This is a genomic window from Leptospira bourretii, from assembly GCF_004770145.1.
Classification (GTDB): Bacteria; Spirochaetota; Leptospiria; order Leptospirales; family Leptospiraceae; genus Leptospira_A; species Leptospira_A bourretii.
Map to the genome: position 1 here is coordinate 313364 of NZ_RQFW01000012.1, position 23089 is coordinate 336452.

The window sequence follows — 23089 nt, forward strand, 5'->3', positions numbered from 1 at the left end:
TAGTAGATTTGGTGGATGCGTTTTCCCGTTTCTTTTTCTGTTTTCGTAAGCATTTTCATTTTTACGATCCACTGCCAAAAGCAAATTGTTCCACAAGAGGAAATCTCCCGATACGTACCTAACCCAAAGATATACATCCAAAAAGAGGGAATGGCAAAACGTGGAAGTTTTGTAGGGATGGAACCCTATCTCAACAAGTATAGTTACGCAACAGAAGATAGTTTTTATCTGGCTTTGAGCGAATACTTTCGGATGGCAAAGGAAAATGAACTTCTCTTTGTGGATCGTAGCATCGTTGTTTTACCGGAATACATTGGAACCTGGCTTGTGGTGACTGCCGAGGATAAATCCATTTTTGCAACCAACACAATCCAAGAAGCAATGGAAGTTTTGGTAAAACATAACCTCGGTTCTTTTCTTTGGCACTATCTCTTCAGTAACTCTTACTCAAGTGACAAATTAAAAGAAACACTCTTTCGTATGAAGGCATGGCAAATGTCTGACAGATACCAATCTGTTTTTGCAAGACTTGCCAGAGAATATCGAGTATCCATCGTTGCCGGTTCGATTGTTTTGCCTCACCCAAAAGTCATTGAAGGAAAAATCACTCCTACAGATGGGCCTTTAGAAAACGTAAGTTTTTATTTTCATCCCGATGGTAGAGTGGATGATCAGATGGTTCGCAAACTCTTTCCCATTGTTGATGAAAAAGAATTCCTAAAGGAAGGTAAGTTAGAGGAAAATCCAAGTTACCAAACCCCATTGGGAAAGTTATACACAATGGTCTGCGCTGATTCCTGGTTTCCTGAAGTATATACGGAATTTAAAAAATCAGAATCAGAGTTACTTGCAGTTCCCTCTTTTGTATCGCCGGCTGATGCCTGGACAACCAAATGGCAGGGTTACAACGGTTATGCGAATCCAAAAGATGTAGATCCCAAAGACATTGGTTCCATTTCTGAGCGTGCCGCTTGGAAAAAATATGCGATGAATGGTCGCCTCAAAGATCCAAAGGTAAAAGCAGGAATCAATGTGTTTTTTCGAGGTGAAATTTGGGACCTAGTCGCCAGCGGAGATGCCTTTTTGACATTAACTGGAAAATCAGTATTAAATCTTGTGAAAGAAGAAAAAAACCAAGGAAGAATCTATGTACTCTATCTCTAGAAAATCCTTTTTGACCTTGTTACTTTTTTGTGCGGGCATTAAATCCAAAATTCGTTATTTTTATTTTAGTGATTCAGAAACAAAAACTGTCACTGCATTTTCGGAGGTAGTCCTTCCCATCAATGAGCCGGGAATGCCAAATTTAGAAGAAACAAACATGATGCGAAGATTGGATGAAGAGTTGTATTTTGTTTCCGAAGAGATCCAGGAAGACTTTCATTCGGCAGTTATGGTTTTGGAATACCTTCCTTTCTTTTATGGGCATTTTAGTTTTTTCTCAAATCTCTCTCGAGAAAAACGAGAAGAACTTTTGTCCCTGTTGGCAGAGACTGATTCGGATATTGTTCGTGCAGTGGTTGGAAATTTAAAACTACTGGTCTGCCTTGTTTACTACGGTCACAAGTTGACTTGGGCACCCATATCTTATCCAGGTCCCTTTGCCAATCCTCCTGAAAAATGGAGCGAAGCAAGAATCCACTACCAAAATTTAGTGAATGGGAAGGAAGTTTAAAGTGAAACCGGGAATATATAGAGATTACAAAAGTTATGCGAAGAAGGAAATCATTGTTGTTGATGTAGTAGTGATTGGTTCGGGATGTGGTGGTTCGACAATGGCCTATGAACTTTCCAAAAAAGGGATCAAAGTCGCTCTCCTGGAACAAGGAGGAAACTACCACACAGGAACCTTTGATAACAATGAACTCAATATGGCTGGCAAGGTTTCTGCGGAGAGAAATTTTCATACGACGGCAGATGGTGGGATCAACCTCGTGTATGGAAATAATTTGGGTGGGGCCTCAGTTCACTACTGGGCTGATAGTTACCGAACCCCAGATGACAGGCTGTTATTATGGAATCGTAAATATGGAATCGAAAACCATCTTCCGGAAGACCTACATTCCTATTGGTCGGAATTGGAAACGGACCTTCATGTAACTCCTGCAGGTGAAGAATCCTTTAACCCAATGAACCGATTATTTCGAAGCGCCTCACAACGATTAGGTTGGGAAGGCCATGCCGTCCCACAAGCTCGTAAAAACTGCCAAAAATCTGGGCATTGTATGCAAGGATGTATGTTTGGGGCCAAACAGTCACAACTTGTGACTCATATTCCTAGAGCCGTGCAACTGGGAACCGATGTGTATACCGATCTGCGCGCGGAAAAGTTAAACTATGTTGGTCAGAAAGCCACTGGCCTCGAAGCCGTGGTGATAGACAGAAGAACCCTTAGGCCAACGGCGACTAAAATCACTTTTTTATCCAAGGCCGTTTGTGTTTCGGCAGGTGGATTTGGTAGTTCTACTTTTTTACTTCGCAATGGACTCAAAAAAAGATTACCGGCACTTGGTGAGTTTTTGGCGATCAATCCTTCTCCCATGGTACATGCGTTATATGAAGAACCCATCGTACAATGGAGAAATATTCCCGCAGCTTATGGTGTTGAAGATTTCCGATTGGCCAGATACCAAAATGGAAAGTACAAAGAAGGTGGGTATATGCTTATGCCAAACCAATTGCAACCAGCCACTCTTGCGGCTCTTATTCCTAGTTTTGGAAAAGACCACTATTCTTATATGAAACAAATGGAACATTTGGGTGGAACCATTGGTTGGATTGATGATGTGGATGGGGAACTTGGTTCTATCGAAGTGGATCTGTTTGGAAAACGGAAAATAAACTATCCTTTTGGAAAGGTCACCAAACAAATCTTTAGCGATCTTACTTACAAACAAATGAAGTTAAACTTTGAAGCGGGTGCCAAAGAAGTTTTCCTTGCAGGTATGAAACTTCGTAAATATTCCAAACTTCCCAAAAAGGAAGAAATTGATGCTCTGGCATGGAGGCCTGCGGAATTTCCAATGGCGGCTCCCCACCCTGCCGGTGGATGTCGGATGGGAAAATCGAGCGAAAATTCCGTTGTGAATTCTCGCCACCAAGTGCATGGGTTCCAAAATCTATTTGTGGCTGACTCTTCTGTTTTTCCTACAGGAGTCAGTGTGGACCCAAGTTTTACCATTATGGCTTTTAGTAAAAAAGCCTCTGAGTTTGTAATGGATGTTATGTGAGGTTTTTGTTTCTAAAAACGGCTACGGTTTCTACGTGGTCGGTTCTTGGGAACATATCCACTGGTTGCACAGAATTTAAGAAGTATTGCCTTGCCAAAAGATTTGTATCTTCTCTGAGACTCATTGGATCACAAGACACATAGACAATTTTTTTGAAACCCATACCCAAAATGGTTTCTGCCACTTCGACACCGAGTCCTGTGCGCGGAGGGTCAAGGACTAAGGTATCATAGTTTTTTCCAAAAAGAGTTGGTAACACTTCGGCCACCCTTCCTTTACGAAATCGTACATTATGTACGTGATTGTATTTAATCGATTCTAGTGCGGTTCTATGAGAGTTGGGATTTTCTTCAATTCCCATTACTTCTTTGCAATTTCCTGAAATCCAAAAAGAAATGGTTCCAATTCCTGAATAAGCATCAATGACTCGGGAGTTTGGTTCGATTTCATCTAAAACCAAATTGTACAAACTTGGTGTTTGGATGGGGTTGACTTGTAAAAAAGTAGAAAGGCCCACACGGAATTTATGTTTTCCAAAATGTTCGTGGATATAGGGTCTACCCCATAACAGATGTTCTTCGCGGCCAAGTGCCATTGTTGTGTGTTTTGTATTGATGTTTTGGATGATCCCAACAATTTTTCCAAACTTTCCTGTTTTCCCAATTCGGTTTTGGATGGCAGTGTGGAGTCTTTTGGAAGCATCTTTGGCATGAGGTATATCTTCTTTGGCAGTGACAATCCCCAGAATGATTTCTCCTGTGGAAAAAGATTTTCTTGCTACGAGGTATTTCATCATCCCTCTTTTGGATTTTTCGTTGTAAGGGAGAAGTCCTTCTCGCCTAGCCCATTGTTTGACGGCCAGAGCAATTTCGGTAAGGCCAGGGTCTTGGATTTGGCATTCGGTTTGGTCGAGAACAAAAGTAGATTCTTTATTAAATAAACCTAATGTGAGTAAGGTTTTGTTGGCTATGTTTCTACGTCCAAAAGGAAGTTGGATTTTGTGACGATAATATTCCGGTGAGGGACTGGGAACAATCGTACGAAATTCTAAATGGCGATAGGTTTTAAAAAGTTCTTTGATGTTTTGTTCTTTTTTTCGAAGTTCTTTGGTGTAATCAATGTCTAGATAATTACAACCACCACAGATTCCGAAATGAGTGCAGATTTTTGTTCCAGGACTTGTTGTCATAATTAGTTTCCTGATCCCACAAGTTCAGAGATGTTATTTAGTTTTTTTTCTTTTACCACTTTGTCGAGATAGGAACAAATTTGGTAAGGAAGAAACGGTCCTTCATAAATATAACCAGTGTAAATTTGGACTAGGTTGGCACCGGCTTCCATCATCTGTTTTGCTTTTTCTCCTGAGTCAATTCCTCCGACACCAATGATCGGAATTTTTCCCTTTAGAGTTTTGTAAGCAAGGGAAACAAAATGAAGTGACCTTTCGAAAAGTGGTCCACCAGAGAGTCCACCTTCCTCTGGATTTTTTTCACCAAGGACTTCTTTGTTAAGTGTGGTATTGGTGAGAATAACTCCGCTGATTTTATAATCCAAACAAACCTTTAGATTTTCGATTAACTCTTCTTCTGATAGATCAGGAGCAAATTTTAAATACAAGGGAATTGGAAACTTGTGATCAAAAGCAGATAGGATACCTTCGATGAGATCGATAAGAGTTTTTTTCGTTTGGAGTGTTCTTAAGCCTGGAGTGTTGGGAGAGCTGATATTGATCACAGCATAATCTCCATAGGGAACCAATTTTTTTAATGTATAAACATAATCACCAACAGCATTTTCTAATTCAGTGACCTTTGATTTTCCCGCATTGATTCCACGTACACCCGACTTTTGTTGTTTTTTGATATTCGATTCGGCAATGTCGGCCCCAGGATTATTGAATCCCATTCGGTTGATGAGGGCTTTGTGTTTGGGATAACGGAAGAGTCTTGGTTTGTCGTTGCCTGGTTGTCCTTTGGCAGTAATGGTTCCTACTTCGATAAATCCAAATCCCATATGGATCATTGTGGGAAAAAGTTCTGCTGTTTTGTCAAATCCTGCGGCAAGTCCTAATGGATTGGGGAAATGGATTCCCTGAATAGTTTGTTCCAGTCGTTTCGATTTGTATTCAAAGATTGAAGAAAGAGTCTTATGGAAAAAAGGGATCTTTTGTGAAAGAGAAAGGAAGGTTGCTGCCAAATGGTGTGCAGATTCTGGATCTAAATGAAACAGGATAGGTTTGATAAGATGATTGTAAAACAAGAAGAGAATCCTTACGTTGATTCTTTTTTCGCACTCTTTTCTTACAATTTCTTTCCGAAAATAGCGTTCTTTCAGAGACTCATTATCAGGACCTTACGAAAATGGCACCAAATTCTTCATTTGCCCGTATTTGGCAGAATCCTTCCGACTTTCCACCGGAAGCTGTACTTCGGGAATTAGAAAACCTACTCAGGTCCAATCCAGATTTTTGGCTCAAAATCAACCGAGATGGAATCATCGTTGATTATAAAACATCCAGGTTTGTCAATATTGGAGATAAACCAGAAACACTACTTGGCAAACACATCGATGTGGGCCTACCTCCTTATTTACGTGAAATTACTGCAGAAGCATTGGCTTATTTATCTGAGAAAAAAAGCCAAGTCTTTTGGAAAGAATACTCTTATGGTGAAGAACCAAACATACGACATGTGGAAGTTCGATTTGTAGTTCTCTATGAAGGATATATCATGTCCAACCATAGGGACATTACGGAAAGAAAACGTTTGGAGAATGCGTTTTTAGAAAGTGAATCGCGGTTCCTATCTATGGCACAAAATGCTGCCGATTCCATTATCATCATTAATGATGATGGCATTATCCAATTTTTTAACAAAACAGCAGAAAATACCTTTGGATATACTCATGATGAAGTCATTGGTAAAAATGTTACGATGATCATTCCTGGTGAATATAAAGAAAAACATGATGAGTACCTACGAAGATATAAAGCAACAGGAACTCAACATATCATCGGTGTGGGAAGAGAGCTTGTCGCATTACGAAAGTCTGGTGAAATTTTTCCTTGTGAATTATCTGTGGGTGAATTTAAAACAAAATCAGGGAAAATGTTTACAGGGATATTACGAGACATTAGTCAAAGGAAAATCCAAGAAGAAGAATTATACCAATATAGAAATCATTTGGAAGAGTTGGTAGAAAGCCAAACAATGGACTTAAAAATGTCCAAAAATATTGCGGAAGAAGCTTCCTATATGAAATCTCTTTTTCTAGCTAATATTTCTCATGAACTAAAAACACCAATCCATGCCATTTTAAGTTATGCTGAACTAGGAGAAGAAAAATCAGCAACTGTTACTCCAGAAAAAATTAAGGAGTATTTTCAGATTATTGATTCTTCCGGTAAACGATTGTTAGGTCTACTGGAAAATTTGTTAGATATTGCCAAATTAGAATCTGGCAAAATGCGTTATTTATTTGAGAAAAATTGTCTGAAAGAAACTGCAAAGTTTGTGATCAACGAAATGCGAGTCATTTTGGAAAAAAGAGGGATTACAGTTGTCTTACTAGATAAGGAAGAACGATGGGAAGCCGAGTTCGACTACGAAAGAATCCAACAGGTGATACGAAATATCCTCTCAAATGCATTAAAATTCATCCCAAATGACACTAATATTGAAATTAGTATGTTCAGAAGAGAATTTATTCCGAGAAAAACTCAGTCATATGTCAACGGTATCGGAATACAGATTCGCGACTTTGGACCGGGGATTCCTCCGGAAGATTTGGATAAAATTTTTGAAAAATTCATCCAGTCCAAACAGGTGAAAGCAGGGACAAAAGGCACGGGGCTTGGATTATCCATATCCCGAGAGATTGTCAATGACCACCACGGATTGTTGTATGCCGAGAACCATGAAACAAAGGGAGCAATTTTTACTATGTTAATTCCTTGTTCTCGTGAGGAACTCCGATGATTAACTTACTAGCAGTAGACGATGAAATGATCAATTTGATGATCATTGATGAGTCACTTTCTGACAAAGGATTTACTGTCGTTAAAGCAAAGGATGGTGAAGAAGCATATCAAATCCTTAGTTCTGGTTCTACACTTTTTCATGCAATCATTTTGGATCGACTTATGCCAAAGATGGATGGGATCGAACTTTTAAAAAAAATCAAACGCTCTGAAAAGTACAAAGACATCCCTGTTATTTTCCAAACAGCCATGAGCTCAGTCACGGATATGACGGAAGGTTTGGATGCTGGTGCTTTTTATTATTTAACCAAACCATATTCCAGAACTTTATTAATTCGTATTGTCCAAACAGCGGTTGAACATTTTATTAAACTGCAAAGAGCCAAAGAAGATCTCCATAAAGGAATGGGCGCTCTTCGTCATATGGTAACCGGTGAATTTCGGATTCGTTCCATTCGCGAGTCGCATGAGTTGGCACCACTCCTCGCAAATGCTTGTCCAGACCCAGAACGTGTGTTAACCGGAATCATGGAAATTCTGAATAATGCCATTGAACATGGAAATTTAGGTATCTCATACCAAGAAAAATCAGAACTTCATGACAATGATAAACTAATGGAAGAAATTTTTAGAAGGTTGGATACTCCAGAGTTTAAAGATAAGTTTGTAAAAGTTACCTTTGAAAAAAATGAGGAACGAATTGAAATTCGAGTGAGTGACCAAGGGAAAGGGTTTGATTGGCAGAGGTATTTGTCAGTGGAAGCAATGACCAAAAATGCTTTCAAAACTCATGGTCGTGGAATATTTATGGCTCGAAAGTTATCTTTTGACGACCTTTCTTATACAGACGAAGGTAGAACAGCCGTCATTCGAATTGATTTATCCAATAAACAAGGAAATTTACTCACCGACTTTCAAGAATAACAAAAGTTTATAAAAGAAACACTTTTGGACTAGAGAAGTTTGGTATGATTTGGTTTACATGATTTTTTAGTTCTGCTTCTGTATGGGAAGTGGCCACTCCGATGATGGAACATCCAGCTGATTTTCCTGATTGTAAACCTGCGAGTGAATCTTCAAATACCACACATTCTTTTGGTTCGAGTCCCAATTCTTTTGCACATAATTGGTATACTTGGGGGTGTGGTTTGCCTTGGTCAACCCTCGTTCCATCCACAATCACATCAAAAAAATGTCGAAGTGAAAGATTATCTAAAGTAAAATCTACATTCATAGGAGGAGCAGAAGTTCCTAATGCAATTTTAACTTTTTTATCTTTCAAAAAATATAAATACTCAATCAGGCCTGTATGTGGTTTCATTTCTTTTTTGTATAAAGTTTGATACCAACTTTCTTTTTCATCACCATACTGTTTGCATTCTTTGTCAGAGATATCTCCAAAAATCATTCTAAAGAGATCGGCATTGGTTTTGCCATTGAAGGTATCTCTATAGATTTCAGAGTTTAACGGAAAATTATATTTTTTAGAAAATTCCATCCATGCTTTGAAATGAAAAGAATGATTGTCTACAACCACACCATCCATATCAAAAATAAATCCTTTATGATTCATTTATCTTCCTTTCATATCCGCCAACAAGACCCGAAATATAAGTTGGGATTTTGGTTTCAAATGTAAGTACTTCTTTTTTGAAGGGATGAGTCAATTGAATTGAAAAAGAATGTAATGCCATTCTTGGATAAGATCTTGTGTCATTCCCGTATTTTGTATCACCCACAATTGGATGTTTTTTATCTGATAAGTGGACACGAATTTGATTTTTGCGGCCTGTTAATAATTCTATTTCTAATAATGAATATAAATTTGTTTCTTTGAGGACTTTGAATTTTGTTTTAGAAAGTTTTCCTAATTCTTGGTCGTCAGTGGAATAAACTCGATGGGCTTTGGATTCGACAAGATAAGATTGAATCATTCCAGATTTTTCTTTCCAAACACCATGGCAAACAGCTAGATAAATTTTTTTTGTTTTCTCCCAAGATTCTTGGAGAGTTTGTTTTGCAGTTTCTGTTTTTGCAAATACCAATATTCCTGAAGTTTCTCTGTCTAACCGGTGAACAATGAAGATTCGATTTTTGGATCGTTCGCTCCCTTTTTTCACATAGTCCATAAGTGCAGCGTAGGCAGTTTTTGATTTTTCAGATTCGGTCGCAATGGTGAGAAGGCCGTGGGGTTTGTCTACGACAAGTATGTCTCTGTCTTCATAAAGGATGGTTAAGCCCTTTGGCAAAAATCGGGTATTTGTCTTTTGTTTCATTCTTTCCAGAGGTTTGCTCTTTGCCTCTCCTGTGAGTCTAAGAAGGGCGCAGATGGGGTCAAGACTTGTCCTGTTCCGAACTGCAAGACCCAGAACTGAGTTCAGGGAAGAAAATAGTTTAATTTATTGAATATTATTCCGTTAAAACGGATACTGGTTCCCAAGGAAACCCATGCAGACTTTAGAATCTATGCAAGTGAATCATTATGTCCCTTTATTCCAACCGATCTTTTCCGTTGAGGAACAGACGGTGGTCGCATATGAATCCCTCGGTCGGAAACGAGATGAACGTGGGAATTTGGTTTCGATTCCTGAATTCAGCGACCCACATGTTTCAGCCCTTCGGATGAGTTTGATTGATAGGCAATTGCTTGGACTGGCCCTGACAAAAATTCAAACAACGAATGATTTACTCTTTGTCAATATGTCTCCGGACCAAGTGATTTTGGAATATGAAGAAAGCCGTTCTAATACCTTACCCATTTCAGATTTGGTCAATAGTTATGGAATTCCGTTAAATCGAATCGTCATTGAGATTACAGAAAAGTCGGGAAGTTATGGAACTGATGTTTTGGCAGCAGGGGTTGAACTTTTACGAGAACAGGGTTTTGGAATTGCATTGGATGATGTTGGTTCTGAATCTTCCAACTTAGAGCGATTAGGTGCTATTAAACCCGATATCATAAAAATTGATTTGAATTTATTAAAAAAATCAATCGAGAAAAGAGAATACCAATCGATCTTAGAATATTTAAAACAAATTTCGTTGAGCATTGGATCTCAATTACTCTTTGAAGGAATTGAAACAGAAGAAGAGTTGTATCGAGCAATTAGTTCTGGAGCAAGTCTTTTACAGGGATATTTTTTAGGAAGGCCTTCTGATTTAGCTCATGATAAACAAGGTATTTGTGATACTGTTGTTCCACATCTACAATTGTATCATGAAAAAAAACGTAAAGAAGTTGCTAGTGAGATTGAATTTGAAAAACAAATCAAATCGAAATTGAATACTATCAATTTAAAAACAATAAAACTGGATAATCGAGTCATCATCGACCCAAATTCTTTTTTTAAAATTGATACGCATGTAAAAAGAGTTTATGTGACAGATTGGTTGGGCACTCAAGTGTCACCGTATTATGAACGTACAAGTGAAATGGGATTTAACGAAAACCTTTTGTTAATTCAGAAAAACTGGTCTTATATGCCTTTCTTTTATAAACATGTGAAACAAGTATTTCGTGATTCAGAGAATTGGCAAGTGAGTGATCCGTATTGGGACAAGGAACTAAAAAAGAATGTCATCGTATTCTCACGTGTGAATGAGATGGGTTATTCTTTTTTTGTGGACTTGGCTTTAGATTGATGTTGATTCGTTTGGCAATCGAATCGCATTCCACATTAGTTCTTCCGATTCCTTTAAAAAACCAGGATCCAATTTAATTTTTCCACTTCTGGAACCTTTGACCAACCCAACAAAGGCACCCCAAACAATTGCAATTAAAGCATCTGGTGGCAATTTTCTAAATATAGAACGATTATTATGTGCGAAACGAGTTAGAAATTTTAACAAAGTAGCTCGTTTTTCAATACTCTTCTTATCCAAATACGGAAGATTATACTGCATTTCCAAAAAATCAAATGCCAGTGGATTTTCTTTTTGGAACTCGGCCATTGATTGCCAAATGAAATGAAACTGTTCCCTGGGGCTTTGATCGATCGGAAAATTCGTTTTGATTTTATCATATAGATTCTCTTGCCAACGTTGGAAGAGGCTATTGACTAGTTCTTCTTTACTAGCAAAATATCGATAAATAGTTCCTGCAGCTACATTGGCTCGTTCTGCAATGAGTGGCACTGCGGTTCCATCAAATCCTTTTGCAGTAAATAATTCTAAAGCTGCCGTAAGGATCTCTTCACTTTTATTTAATTTTGACGACTTTTCAATCAATGGTGCTCACTACCATCCAAACAGATTGGATATATTGTTCCTTTTTGAATAGAGATCATTCAATCCCTAAATCTTAAGTTTCATTCTTTTTTTAAAAAAGTACTTGTAAAGTAAAAAAAGGAATGAATATTCATTCATTATTTTACGAGGATGAAGACGAGTTGGTAATGGCAATTTCGAGAAAAAATCTGATATCTAGGCGAACTGTTGTCAAAACATCAGCTTTTGGGGCGGTTTTTTTGTTCCTATCCACTTGGAATTGTAAACCATCACCAAGCTCTGTGATCACAGGAAGAGGGATCTCCTGTCGATTTTTAGATCCAGAAGCTCAGGAAGTTTTCTTTCATTTGAGTGATGCTTTATTGTTTTCATTTCTTCCCAAGGATGATTTGGAAAAAGAAAAGGTGATCAATGAAGTGATTCTTGGAATTGATTCCTATTTGTATACCTTACCAATCCACACACAAGATGAAATTTTAGAAGCAGTTCAATTTTTAAAGTTAAGAGTTGTTAGATGGTATTTGTTTGGGTCTGGAAATGATTGGGCACAGAGTGATCGCACTATCGTCATTAGAACCTTAAACCAATGGAAAATGTCTTATATCACCTTGTTTCGTTCATTATTCTTTTTATTACAATCAATGATCACAATAGGGTTTTTTGAAACATCTTATTCGTGGAAACATGTCGGTTATCCCGGCCCAGAACATGCTTTAGGATTACGCCATGGATAAATTAATCAACGCTTCATATTTGCAGAAAGATTTAGATTTAGAAGCAGATTTTGTCATAGTTGGATCTGGTGCTGGTGGTGGAACCAGTGCAGAAATTTTATCCAAAGCTGGGTTCAAAGTTATCATCGTTGAAGAAGGAAATTATGAGACGAGTAAAGATTTTGATCTAAAGGAACTATCTACTTTTAATCGATTGTATTTTGAAGGTGCAACTCGGCCAACAAAAGACAAAGCATTTACAGTTGTTCAAGGAAGGACTGTCGGTGGATCAACAGTGGTCAATTGGACTACTTGTATCAAAACGCCAAAGGAAACTTTAGATTATTGGGAAAATGAATTGGGGATTCAGGGTTATAGTTCAAAAGAGCTGGAACCTTGGTTTGAAGTTGCATCCAAAAGACTTTCCATTCATACGTGGGAAGCACATAATCAAAACAATAATTTACTAAGTCTTGGTGCAAAAAAGTTGGGATGGCGTTATAGTTCAATTCCGCGAAATGTTAAAAATTGTCATATGTTAGGTTATTGTGGATTGGGTTGTCCAGTTGATGCCAAACAAAGCCAACTTGTGACGACGATCCCTTCTGCATTAAAAGAAAAAACAACCTTACTCTATAATACGAAAGCAGTTCGTTATGAATGGAAAGACAATCGAATCGATTATTTAAATTGTACACCAGCCACTGTTTACGGAATAAAAACTCCAAAAATACGTTTGTTTGCAAAACATTTTATAACCAGTGCAGGAGCGATCAATTCACCTGCATTATTGTTACGATCAAAACTTCCCGATCCTTACCAATTGATTGGGAAAAGAACTTTTGTACAATTACACAATTATTCAGTGGCAGAAATGCCTTCTTCCGTTTTCGGATTTTTTGGAGCTCCACAATCAGTCGCATCAGATGAATTTTTATGGAAGGATGGAGTCACAGGAAGAGCTGGTTACAATATAGAAGCAGTTGGAGCACAACCAATTGTTTTGATGAATTTACGTAAACTGGTGGGAGAAGAATTTGAAGCGTATGTGAAAAGTTATCCAAACTTGCATGTGTTAGTATCGCAAATTCGAGATGGATTTAATGAAGATAGCCAAGGTGGAACAGTAAGTTTAAATGATGTCGGATATCCAGTCCTTGATTATCCATTGAATGATTACATGATTGATGGAATCAGACGGTCTTATCTTTCGATGGCGGAATGTCAGTTTGCTGCCGGAGCCAAGACAGTTGTTCCTGCAAACAATGCAGTTTCTCCATATTCCTCTTGGATGGATGCCAAAAGAGGAATTGAATCAATGACCATTCAATCTCCTAACACAGTTGTGAATTCCACTCATCCGTTAGGTGGTAATCCAATGGGTAAAAATCCAAAAACTTCCGTAGTTGATACTTCTGGTAAGTTTCATCATTTAAAAAATTTATCAGTGATTGATGGATCCATTTTTCCTACAAGTCTTGGAGTGAATCCAAGTTTTACAATTTATTCTATTGCTTCGAAATTAGCTAATCAACTGGCAAGGGAGATGACCTAATTCTATGTTAACGCGAGTAGAAGAAATTTTATTTGCTTCAATGATTTTTTTTCTAATGGTTGCGATGGGCACAACCTTAACCTTAGAAAATTTTAAAAAAGCAGTTCAATCTAAAAAACCATTGATGATTGGAATGTTGTCTCAATTCGGTTTTATGCCTCTCATCGCCTTTGGATTGTCCAACATCTTTGCATTGTCACCTATGTTTTCGATCGGACTGATTTTGGTTGGGTGTACACCTGGTGGTACCACTTCAAATTTATTAACTTATTACGCAAAAGGTGACGTTGCCTTAAGTATCAGTATGACGATTACTTCAACGGTTCTAGCAGCAATCATGATGCCATTTTTGTTTTGGTTGTATTGTTCAGGATTTAACGCAGAACAAATTCAGATTCCTTATAAAAGTATAATTGGTTCTATTATTATTTTAATCATTCCAGTTTTACTTGGTATTAAAATAAGATCATCTAATCAAAGATTGGCGCTAAAAATTGAAAAGATCGGAAGTTTTTTAGGAATTCTGATGATTCTATTTTTATTGATCGTTATGATTCCAAAAAACTTTGAATTACTGAATAAAACAACTTGGGAAATGTACATCTCTGCTATTCTTATTACGGTTTTAGGTTATTTCTTTGGTTATGTATTTAGTAAATTTCTCAATTTAACGGAACGTCAAAGTACAACAGTATCACTTGAAACAGGAATTCAAAATGGACCACTAACGATAGCTGTCATCTTACTTAGTTTTCCTGAAAACCAGATTAATGAAATTCTTTGGATGCCACTTTTATATGCTCTATTTGTTCCCGTAACTTCATCACTTGCTACATATTATTTTTACTTAAAATCAAAAAAAAATCAGAAGGAACTAGTTTCATGAATTTCTATTTTTCGGAAGAACAAAACCGATTGCGAGAAGCAGTGGCAACTTATGCGAAAATTGCGGGAGCAGATCCACAAAGAGACATCGAAGAAAGAGACAGTGAGTTTTCTTGGGATGTCTTGAATGCGTTAGGTGAGAAGGGTTGGACTGGAGTGATTGTTCCGGAAGAATACGGCGGTTTGGGTAAAGGTGCTGTTGAATACACCATCATTATGGAAGAAACAGCAAAAGAGCTTATTTACGGTCCTCAAAATTTAATCCAAGCACAACAAGGATTGTTAGCGGTTGGAACGGAAGAACAAAAACGGAAATGGTTACCTGAATTAGCAAAAGGAAAAATTATGGCAGCTCAAGCCATCTCTGAGCCAGATGCAGGTTCTTCCTTTCAAAACATTCAAACGACAGCAGTCAAAGATGGCAATGAATGGGTGTTAAATGGTCTTAAAGTTCATATCAATTTGGGGAAGGAAGCTCAATTGATGATGGTTTTGGCAAAAACTGATAAGGGTTTAACGGAATTCTTAGTCGATAAAGATTCAAAAGGAATTCGTTATGAAAAACAAGACCCTATTGGTTTACGTTCAGCTCCTATGTATGACGTATATTTTGAAAATTGTCGTATTCCTGCCGATACTGTTTTGGGGAGAGAAGGCAGAGGAATTGAAACCTTTATGGCAATTTTTAAACTAAGCCGTTTGGGTGTAGCTTCACAGTTAATTGGAATTGCTCGAGGTTGTTTAGAACATGCAGTATCCTTTACAAAGTCTAGAAAGGTTGGTGAAAATAGAGTTTCTGATTTCCAAGGAATCCAATGGATCATTGCTAAATTGACAGCTGAGTTAGAAGCAGCCAAACTTGCAAGAAACCAAGCAGCATGGTTACATGATCAAAAAGTGAATCATAATTTGGAAACTTCAATTGCTAAATACTTAGCAGGAGTGATTGCTGATGAAACAGTCAACAAGGCATTTACATTAACTGGTTCACATGCATGTTATCGCAACCGTCCTTATGATCGTTATGTGAGAGAAGTGAAATCACTTTTAGCCGGTGGTGGAAGTTCAGAAGTTATGTTAAACAATGTAGCTAGAGAAATTTTAAGACCATCCTATCACTATTAAAATGAAATTTTCAGGAATAACATTAATCACGGGTGCAAACGGCTTTATTGGTTTTGCACTTTTAAAGGAACTTTCGAAAGATTCATCTTTGAAAATTCGAGTTACGGATCTTCACAATGATAGAATCAGTTCGTTAGGTAACAAAAATATAGAATACATTCGCTCTGATATTCGTAATGAAGAAGATTTAAAAACTTTATTTACAGGTGTGGATCGAGTATTTCATGTGGCGGGAATTTGTAATCTTAGCACTCCATATGAAACTTTGAAACCTATCAATGTAAACGCTGTAGATAAAATCACTGATTTTGCTTTAGAAAATAAAGTAAAAGCTTACATTCACTTTAGTTCCTCAAGTGTGTACGGAACTTATCGCGGGTCTCCTTTTAAAGAAGCCGATTTCTGTAATCCTATGGATGCTTATGCGAAAAGTAAATATGATGGGGAACAAATTGTATTAACCAAAATTGCAAAAGGATTGAAGGCAGTGATTTTAAGGCCATGCACTGTTTATGGTCCAGGTTGTAATGATGGTGCAGGAAAAGTGTTTTCTCGACCAGGAAATATTGCCGGGATTCCAGGGACTGGCAACCAGAAATTAGCAAACGTTAGGGTAGAAGATGTTTCTTCATCCGCTATTTTTTTATCGGAAAAGGAAAATGTTTTTGGTGAAATTTTTAACATTGCTGATGATAGCCAGCCAAGTTTAGGAGAAGCATTGGATCTTGCTTCAATTGCATTTGGTTCGAAGATTAATAAAATCAATATTCCTCTGGGTATTCTAAAGTTGTTAGCCAAACTAGAGGCACCATTTGCAAAGTTAAGGGGAAAGATACCTGACTTAGAATTTGAAGCAATTAAATACTTATATAAAGATTATTGTATGGATAATCACAAATTAAAATCAGTTGGTTATACCTTTCAATACCCTGATTTTAAAAATTCTATTTTAAAAATGAAATCTGTTTCTTAAGGAGAATCAACAAAATGAGTAAGGTAATTGTAATCAGTGGAATTGCACAAGGGATGGGCAGAGAAGTTTCTCTTATGTTGGCTGCAAAAGGTTATACTATTTGCGGTTTTGATATTGAAAAAAAACATTTGGATAGTTTGTCATCCGAATTAACAAAGTTAAACGCTAATTTTCATTTAGAAACACTCAGTATTACTGAATCAGAAAAAGTCCTGAAGTTTAAAGATAGTGTAATAAAAAAGTTTGGAACAGTCGATACAGTCGTTTCTAATGTGGGAATTGGCTTTTTTGGTCCATTTGAAGAGGTAGATTTAAACAAAGCTCTACAATGTTTTGATATCAACGTTATTGGTTGCGCAAGATTACTCCAAGCATTTATCCCTTCGATGAGAAAGGCAAATCAAGGAAAACTGATCGTTATGTCTTCGCTTGTGGGACAAGTCCCATTTCCATTTGAATCCATTTATTCTGCTACTAAGTTTGCGATAGAAGGAATGGTCTCTTCTTTACGTTATGAAGTAAGTCCTTTTGGAATCCAAGTTGCAATGATCCAACCGGCTCAAGTTTCGACAAATTTTGCGGCAAAGGCTCAAAAGTTACCGGAAAAAGATTCTCCATATTTCGAACGATGTGTGCGGTTTATTGATAGAGATAATGATTTAATTCGTTCGGCAACAAATCCAAAACAAGCGGCAGAAAGAATTGTGAAAGTAATTGTGTCTAACCGACCAAAACTATTCAATCAAGTTGATTTTATGAGTACTTTCTTTTTGGGACTCAATCGCTTTTTGCCTCAAAAGCTAAAAGATAAAATCTTATTAGATCATATGAACATAAACGTTTAGGAATGATTATGAAAGTTCCCAATCTAGAAAAAAGAACTTTGTATTACTTGTCACAGGAAGGGAGACGTCTTTATGGTTCTCTGCCTGTTCAAAGTTTTAAAGATCATAAAAAAGAATATCAAGATATAAATTATAATGAATTTGTTTCTAATGTTGAAAATATAGCAAAGGGATTGCTATATCTAAATGCAAAGGCGGGAGATCGAGTAGGGATCATAGCGGATGTAGGCCATCAATGGTTACAAGTGAGTATGGCAATTACTAATATTGGCTGTGTTGATGTTCCTCGTGGGACGGATGCAACACTTGATGATATAGGTTATATTTTAAAACATGCAGAATGTAAAATTGTTTTTATTGAAACAGAAAAAGCTCTGCAAAAGTTTCTTCCTGAATTAAAAAAGTTAAAAATAGAAACCATCATTTTATTTGGAGATACAAAAAGTGATAAAACTGATTTAGCCATTCCAGTATTAAACTTCTCAGATTTAAAAAAATACGGTGTCACGATAAACGATGAAAATTTTCATCAGAGAGGAAAAGAAATTCAGGAAGAAGATTTAGCCACTATCATTTATACATCAGGGACTACCGGAAAACCAAAAGGTGTAATGTTGACCCATGGAAGTATTCTTTTTGAAATTAATTCTTTAGTTGCTGAGTTTCGAAAGACTGGTGTACAAGTTGGCGAAGGTGATGTCACATTAGGATTTTTACCTCCATGGCATAGTGGAGAAAGAATCTTTGAAACTATTTGTTTTTACTCGGGAATTAAGATTGCATTTACAAGTGTTCCTGAACTTGGAAAAGATCTAGCAAAAGCAAAGCCAACGATTTTGTTTACTGTTCCACGCGTTTGGGAAAGTTTTTACGATAAAATCAAAGATACGATTCACAAAAGTAGTTTTTTCAAAAAATATTTTTTAAAGACACTCTTATGGAATTCAGTAAATTTTTCCATTTGTTATGACAAGGCCTTCGATCGAATCCCCCGATTGAATTCACCAAAAACAACCTTCCAAATTTTATCACAAATTTTTCATTTAATCAAACTTGTTGTTTATTTTCCTTTGTTACCAATTTCGAAATTAGTGCTTTCAAAAATATTATCTGTATTAGGTGGAAAGTTACGGTATGCTTTTGCCGGCGCAGGAGCTTTGCAAGCGGAAGTGGATCGATTTATGTATGCGATTGGTATGCCTATATTAGAAGTTTATGGTATGACCGAGAATTCTGGCGTTTCAACAATAAGACACTATAATGATTTTTCTGTTGGGAACGTTGGGAAACCAATTCATGGGGTAACTATCAAATTGATTGATGAGTTAGGAAACGTAATAACGAAACCAGGAATCAAAGGTGTAGCTCATCATCATGGATTTCATAATATGAAAGGATATTATTTAGAAGAAGAAAAAACTAAGGCTGTATTAACGGCTGATCGTTGGTTAAATTCCGGTGATCTACTTGTTTATACCGCACAAGGAACCCTGAAATTTGCTGGTAGAGCAAAGGATACAATTGTTCTTTCTGGTGGAGAAAACGTGGAGCCGGAACCAATTGAAATTTGTTTAAAACAAAGTGAATTTATCGACCAAGCAGTTGTTGTAGGACAAGATAAAAAATCATTATCAGCTCTGATCCTTTTAAATTTAGATAAAGTTCAATCTTACCTTCATTTACATTCAATATCCCTGGATTTGAACAATTGTATTTTTAATGAAGAAGATGATTTATTAAAAATAATAAAAGAAGAAGTGAAACGATTTGTTTCAGATAAAAATGGGTTCAAATCTTTTGAAAGGATTACAAATATTTTTATCTTACAAAACCCATTTGTAATTCATGATGAATTGACACAAACGCAGAAAGTGAAGCGGAATCGTGTGCAAGAAAAATATCATAATGAAATTGAATCGATGTATCGCAAATAGGTGGAGAAAAAAATATAAATGTATAAATCTTGGAATGTAGAAATTGAGGATAGGATCGCAACAGTCAGATTACAAACCAATGATTTGAATGTGATGGATATGGATTCTCTTTTCGAACTCAAAAGTCTGAGTAAAGAATTAGAGAACAACAATAAAGTTTGGGTCATCATTTTAGAAGGAGCTGGTAAACACTTTTCATCTGGAGTGAATATTGAAATTTTAAACAAAGCAGCAGAAATCAATGCAGAAGAATTTAAAAGACATATGCGCGAAATGCAAAGTTGTTTTACCGCCTTTGAAAACATTCCCAAACCTACAATAGCCAAAATACAAGGTTTTTGTATGGGAGGAGGATTTATGTTAGCACAATGTTGTGATTTTAAAATCGCCAGTGAAAAATCTGTTTTCTCTGTTCCTCTTGTGAAATTGGGATTAACTGTTCTTATGGGAACAAATCGTATAACACGAAATGCAGGTATTGCTGCTACAAATGAAATAGTAATGTTAGGTGATAAGTTTAATCCTGAAAAAGCACTTCAACTCAATTTGTTAACTAAGGTAGTAACCCCAGAAAATTTTGATGATGCTGTAATTCAGTTTGCAAATAAATTTAAATCATTACCACCGCAAACCATTTCAATCACCAAACAAATAATCAAACAGGGTGACAAAATTCCTTTGGATCAAAGTTTAGAACTCGAAATTGAGTTACAATCAAAACTATTGGGCTCTGATGATTTAAAAGAAGCATTAGATAGTTTCACCAACCGTCGAAAACCAGTGTTTACTGGAAACTAACAATGAGTATAGAAGCTCTTTGGCAGAACGGAAAAGTAACAGTTAACCGCATACGGATTGTATTGTTTTTTCTTTTTTTTGCCGCTTTGCTCGGAACAAAAGAAAGTATGCCTCCTGCTGTGTTTTTGCTCCATCTGACTGGAACAATCATAATGGGAATTTATGCTTTAGTTTGTTTTTTATGGCTTCGTTATGGTACACCACCAGAGTGGTTTCATAAACTCTTAATCATTCTCGATATAGGAATACATTTAATCAACACATCCATTGATTGTAGTATGGGACCCGTCGAAGCAAAATCAGCATTAAACAACACTGCGGTATTACTTGTTGTATATTTTTATTTGATATATTCTGGTTTTTTGGGTAATCCAGGTTTTGTTTTATTTAATGGATGTTTGGCTGGAGTCGGCGTATTTTTATCATATTTTATTTCTGTGACTTATGGAGGTTTGTTTCCAACTGAAGATCCAACATTATATATACAAACTGGGTACGTTGGTACTTCTGCGGAGATAATGAAAGGAATATTTATTATCGTGAGCGGAGTTTTACTTTCAAGGTTAATTGCTCTTTTGATTCGGATTAGTGATAAAGGAATTGAAAAAGCAAATGAATCGGAAGAATTATTCAAAAGATCCATCCAACAAAAAAAGCTATTACAAGATGCAGCGAAAAATTTGGAATCTTCCATTCAAAACTGCGGTAACTATATTTCGCAAACTGCAGAAAGATTGGAATCTCAAGCTGCTTCTTTAGAACAAGTGACAGCGATCAATACAGAACTTTTTTCTTCCTTTGAGTCCAATGCGAAAATCATCGATGATCAAAACATAAAAATAACAGATTTATTTTCAGGATCCAATGATCTAAATCAATTGGTCGCAACCATTAGCAATATCAATCAAGAATTGATTTTGCTCGCCGGTGAAAACAAAAAAGATACAACGGAAATTGCAAACGTTTCAAAACGTACGAGTGAATACCTAAGTTCAATAAAGTCTTCCTTCGATAAAGTGGATGAAATCAATCAAATTGTTGCAGAGATAGGTGAAAAAACCAATTTACTAGCTCTCAATGCATCAATTGAAGCGGCTCGTGCTGGAGATGTGGGGAGAGGATTTGCAGTGGTCGCAAGTGAAGTCAGTAAACTTGCGGACTTTACTGCAACAAATGCAAAAATCATTTCTGAGGTTGTTGGAAATTCGAGAAAATTTATATTGTCCGGCACCGAAGTTTCAGCACAAACAGGAAATTTAACTACAAATCAAATTCAAAAGTTAGAAAAAACAATGGAACGTGTCGGTTACATGTTTGAGCTGTTTGAAAAACAAAAAAAAATCATTTTTCATACTTTAAGTCGTTTGAATGAAATCAACGATTTGTCCTCTCAAATCTCTTTCAGCACAAAAGAACAAATTTCAGGACAAACTGAGGTCAATCGAGGAATTCTTGCCTTGGAAGATGAGGTAAATCAAATTTCAAATGCTTCCAGAAATTTGGAGCAGTATGTGGAACAAATTAGATTTCAATCGCAAGAGTTATTGACTTTGAGTGAATCCTAAGTTAAGATTTGTATTTTTGGAGAACATACATGTTTCAATTGAAACCACAACTGATAAGTATCTTAGGGATAATATTCCTAAGTTTCTGCATATTCAATTGTTCTAATGCAAAATTAGAACCTGGTCAAATTGTAGACCAACACGGGAAAACAATCATTCTGATTCCTGAACCCGGACTGGAAGCCACCATTCAGAAAGAAATCAAAAGCCCAATTTCTCTTTTGTTAGCCGATGGAAAACTAAATGTATCAGGTTGGTCTAGATATCCTAATTTTCAAATCGAAGAATCTCGTATCAAAGTAGATCCCAAACGTTACAAACGATGGGAACATTATACGTTTTACAATGAAAAATTTGGTGGAGCCGTTACCGTTACAGATATTGGTAATTTGGCAATGGGCAGCATTGAACTTTTAGATTTTTCTACAGGAAAAATTATTTTTTCAAAAACTGAATTGGTAAGACCGGGTGAGATTTTTTTCCCAACCAATACAACCGATCCAATTGAATTCAAAAAAGGAGATCAGTTCATTCGGATTACGAAACAAAAAGGAAAAAGACTCATTGAATACTCTATCGTTGGTGACTCAAAATCTGAGGTAATTTTAGGTAATTTGGAATTAGAAGAAAAAGCTCCGGAGGCACTGGCTGTTATTACTCCTTTTTCGGAATCTACTTTTTTTTATGAATATAAAATGCCTAGTTTGCTTTGCAAAGGTTCTATCCAATACAACAAAACAACATATGAATTTGATAACAAAAGTTATGCGGTATTGGATTGGGGTAGGGGAACTTGGCCTGAAAAAAACAAATGGTTATGGGCGGCAGGTGCTGGCCTTGTCCAAGGGGAATTACTCAGTTTAAATTTGGGTTATGGATTTGGAACTCCCAAAGATGCCACAGAGAATGGAATTGTATACAAGGGAAAGGTTCATAAATTAGATAAAGTTACTTGGAAATATGATGTAACTGACTATAAAAAACCTTGGAAATTCATTAGCAATGAAGGTCGTCTTGAATTAGAATTTACACCGGTTTATCTCTTACATTCGGACATTGACTTAATGGGAATGATCGGATTCTTAAAACAATTGTACCAAAACTTCACTTTTTCTGAAATTTTAGACTTACTAAAAACAGAAGCTTATTTGAATAAAGCATTTGGTCATTACAACGGTTATGTGGTGCTTGACAACGGCACAAAATTAGAAGTTAAAGACCTTGCTGGTTTTGCTGAACAAATGTACCAGCAGTGGTGAT

At 36.6% G+C, this 23089-nt stretch carries 21 protein-coding genes; 16 read left to right on the forward strand and 5 right to left on the reverse strand.

What is annotated here, in order from left to right; translation table 11 throughout:
• Positions 1-15: 15 nt before the first annotated feature.
• From EHQ47_RS08915 to EHQ47_RS08925, 3 genes are read left to right on the forward strand one after another with little or no spacing between them, the layout of a single operon-like run.
• Positions 16-1164 (forward strand): nitrilase-related carbon-nitrogen hydrolase, encoded by a 1149-nt coding sequence (locus EHQ47_RS08915; RefSeq protein WP_208727416.1) that lies wholly within the window; start codon positions 16-18, stop codon positions 1162-1164.
• Complete coding sequence (locus tag EHQ47_RS08920) at positions 1148-1675, forward strand: hypothetical protein (RefSeq protein ID WP_135777005.1); 528 nt, start codon at positions 1148-1150, stop codon at positions 1673-1675. The genes EHQ47_RS08915 and EHQ47_RS08920 overlap by 17 nt, the downstream gene beginning before the upstream one ends.
• A 1-nt stretch (position 1676) precedes the next feature.
• Positions 1677-3230, forward strand: a complete 1554-nt coding sequence (locus tag EHQ47_RS08925; protein WP_135777006.1) for an FAD-dependent oxidoreductase — start codon at positions 1677-1679, stop codon at positions 3228-3230.
• Here the strand turns inward: EHQ47_RS08925 and rlmD are convergent.
• Positions 3223-4419 carry a 23S rRNA (uracil(1939)-C(5))-methyltransferase RlmD gene (gene rlmD, locus EHQ47_RS08930; protein ID WP_135777007.1) on the reverse strand — a complete coding sequence of 399 codons (1197 nt, stop codon included), beginning with the start codon at positions 4417-4419 and terminating at the stop codon, positions 3223-3225. The genes EHQ47_RS08925 and rlmD overlap by 8 nt on opposite strands.
• Before the next feature lie 2 nt (positions 4420-4421).
• A complete protein-coding gene (locus tag EHQ47_RS08935) occupies positions 4422-5489 on the reverse strand; it encodes a quinone-dependent dihydroorotate dehydrogenase (RefSeq protein ID WP_135777008.1) in 1068 nt (355 codons plus the stop codon).
• Between the two features lie 101 nt (positions 5490-5590).
• On the opposite strand from EHQ47_RS08935, the gene EHQ47_RS08940 reads away from it, so the two are divergent.
• Together EHQ47_RS08940 and EHQ47_RS08945 are read left to right on the forward strand one after the other, a co-directional pair.
• Complete coding sequence (locus EHQ47_RS08940) at positions 5591-7207, forward strand: sensor histidine kinase (RefSeq protein ID WP_135777009.1); 1617 nt, start codon at positions 5591-5593, stop codon at positions 7205-7207.
• A complete protein-coding gene (locus tag EHQ47_RS08945; RefSeq protein ID WP_135749541.1) occupies positions 7204-8133 on the forward strand; it encodes a response regulator in 930 nt (309 codons plus the stop codon). The genes EHQ47_RS08940 and EHQ47_RS08945 overlap by 4 nt, the downstream gene beginning before the upstream one ends.
• Positions 8134-8140: 7 nt before the next feature.
• On the opposite strand, the gene EHQ47_RS08950 is transcribed toward EHQ47_RS08945, so the two are convergent.
• Together EHQ47_RS08950 and EHQ47_RS08955 are read right to left on the reverse strand one after the other, a co-directional pair.
• Positions 8141-8782, reverse strand: coding sequence for an HAD family hydrolase (locus EHQ47_RS08950; protein WP_135749542.1), 642 nt, complete (start codon positions 8780-8782; stop codon positions 8141-8143).
• Entirely contained in the window at positions 8772-9485 is a 714-nt protein-coding gene (locus EHQ47_RS08955) for an RluA family pseudouridine synthase (protein WP_135777010.1), read from the reverse strand. Before EHQ47_RS08955 ends, EHQ47_RS08950 begins: the two co-directional genes overlap by 11 nt.
• A gap of 172 nt (positions 9486-9657) precedes the next feature.
• On the opposite strand from EHQ47_RS08955, the gene EHQ47_RS08960 reads away from it, so the two are divergent.
• Positions 9658-10851 (forward strand): EAL domain-containing protein, encoded by a 1194-nt coding sequence (locus EHQ47_RS08960; RefSeq protein ID WP_135777011.1) that lies wholly within the window; start codon positions 9658-9660, stop codon positions 10849-10851.
• Here the strand turns inward: EHQ47_RS08960 and EHQ47_RS08965 are convergent.
• Complete coding sequence (locus EHQ47_RS08965) at positions 10843-11436, reverse strand: TetR/AcrR family transcriptional regulator (RefSeq protein ID WP_135777012.1); 594 nt, start codon at positions 11434-11436, stop codon at positions 10843-10845. The genes EHQ47_RS08960 and EHQ47_RS08965 overlap by 9 nt on opposite strands.
• Positions 11437-11558: 122 nt before the next feature.
• Between EHQ47_RS08965 and EHQ47_RS08970 the strand changes: the two genes are divergently transcribed.
• From EHQ47_RS08970 to EHQ47_RS09015, 10 genes are read left to right on the forward strand one after another with little or no spacing between them, the layout of a single operon-like run.
• Entirely contained in the window at positions 11559-12170 is a 612-nt protein-coding gene (locus tag EHQ47_RS08970) for a hypothetical protein (RefSeq protein WP_135777013.1), read from the forward strand.
• Positions 12163-13704, forward strand: a complete 1542-nt coding sequence (locus EHQ47_RS08975; RefSeq protein WP_135777014.1) for a GMC family oxidoreductase — start codon at positions 12163-12165, stop codon at positions 13702-13704. Before EHQ47_RS08970 ends, EHQ47_RS08975 begins: the two co-directional genes overlap by 8 nt.
• Before the next feature lie 4 nt (positions 13705-13708).
• Positions 13709-14590 (forward strand): bile acid:sodium symporter, encoded by an 882-nt coding sequence (locus EHQ47_RS08980; RefSeq protein WP_135777015.1) that lies wholly within the window; start codon positions 13709-13711, stop codon positions 14588-14590.
• Positions 14587-15714: an acyl-CoA dehydrogenase family protein gene (locus tag EHQ47_RS08985; RefSeq protein ID WP_135777016.1), complete on the forward strand. Its 1128-nt coding sequence runs from the start codon at positions 14587-14589 to the stop codon at positions 15712-15714. Before EHQ47_RS08980 ends, EHQ47_RS08985 begins: the two co-directional genes overlap by 4 nt.
• Position 15715: 1 nt before the next feature.
• Positions 15716-16687, forward strand: a complete 972-nt coding sequence (locus EHQ47_RS08990) for an NAD-dependent epimerase/dehydratase family protein (protein WP_135777017.1) — start codon at positions 15716-15718, stop codon at positions 16685-16687.
• Positions 16688-16701: 14 nt separating this feature from the next.
• Positions 16702-17532 (forward strand): SDR family NAD(P)-dependent oxidoreductase, encoded by an 831-nt coding sequence (locus EHQ47_RS08995; protein ID WP_135777018.1) that lies wholly within the window; start codon positions 16702-16704, stop codon positions 17530-17532.
• An 8-nt stretch (positions 17533-17540) separates the two neighbouring features.
• On the forward strand, positions 17541-19466 hold the full coding sequence (locus EHQ47_RS09000; protein WP_135777019.1) for an AMP-dependent synthetase/ligase: 1926 nt from the start codon (positions 17541-17543) through the stop codon (positions 19464-19466).
• Positions 19467-19484: 18 nt separating this feature from the next.
• Complete coding sequence (locus tag EHQ47_RS09005; protein WP_135749039.1) at positions 19485-20264, forward strand: enoyl-CoA hydratase/isomerase family protein; 780 nt, start codon at positions 19485-19487, stop codon at positions 20262-20264.
• A 2-nt stretch (positions 20265-20266) separates the two neighbouring features.
• Entirely contained in the window at positions 20267-21829 is a 1563-nt protein-coding gene (locus EHQ47_RS09010) for a methyl-accepting chemotaxis protein (RefSeq protein WP_135777020.1), read from the forward strand.
• Positions 21830-21858: 29 nt separating this feature from the next.
• Entirely contained in the window at positions 21859-23088 is a 1230-nt protein-coding gene (locus EHQ47_RS09015; RefSeq protein ID WP_135749041.1) for a DUF2804 domain-containing protein, read from the forward strand.
• Position 23089: the final 1 nt, after the last annotated feature.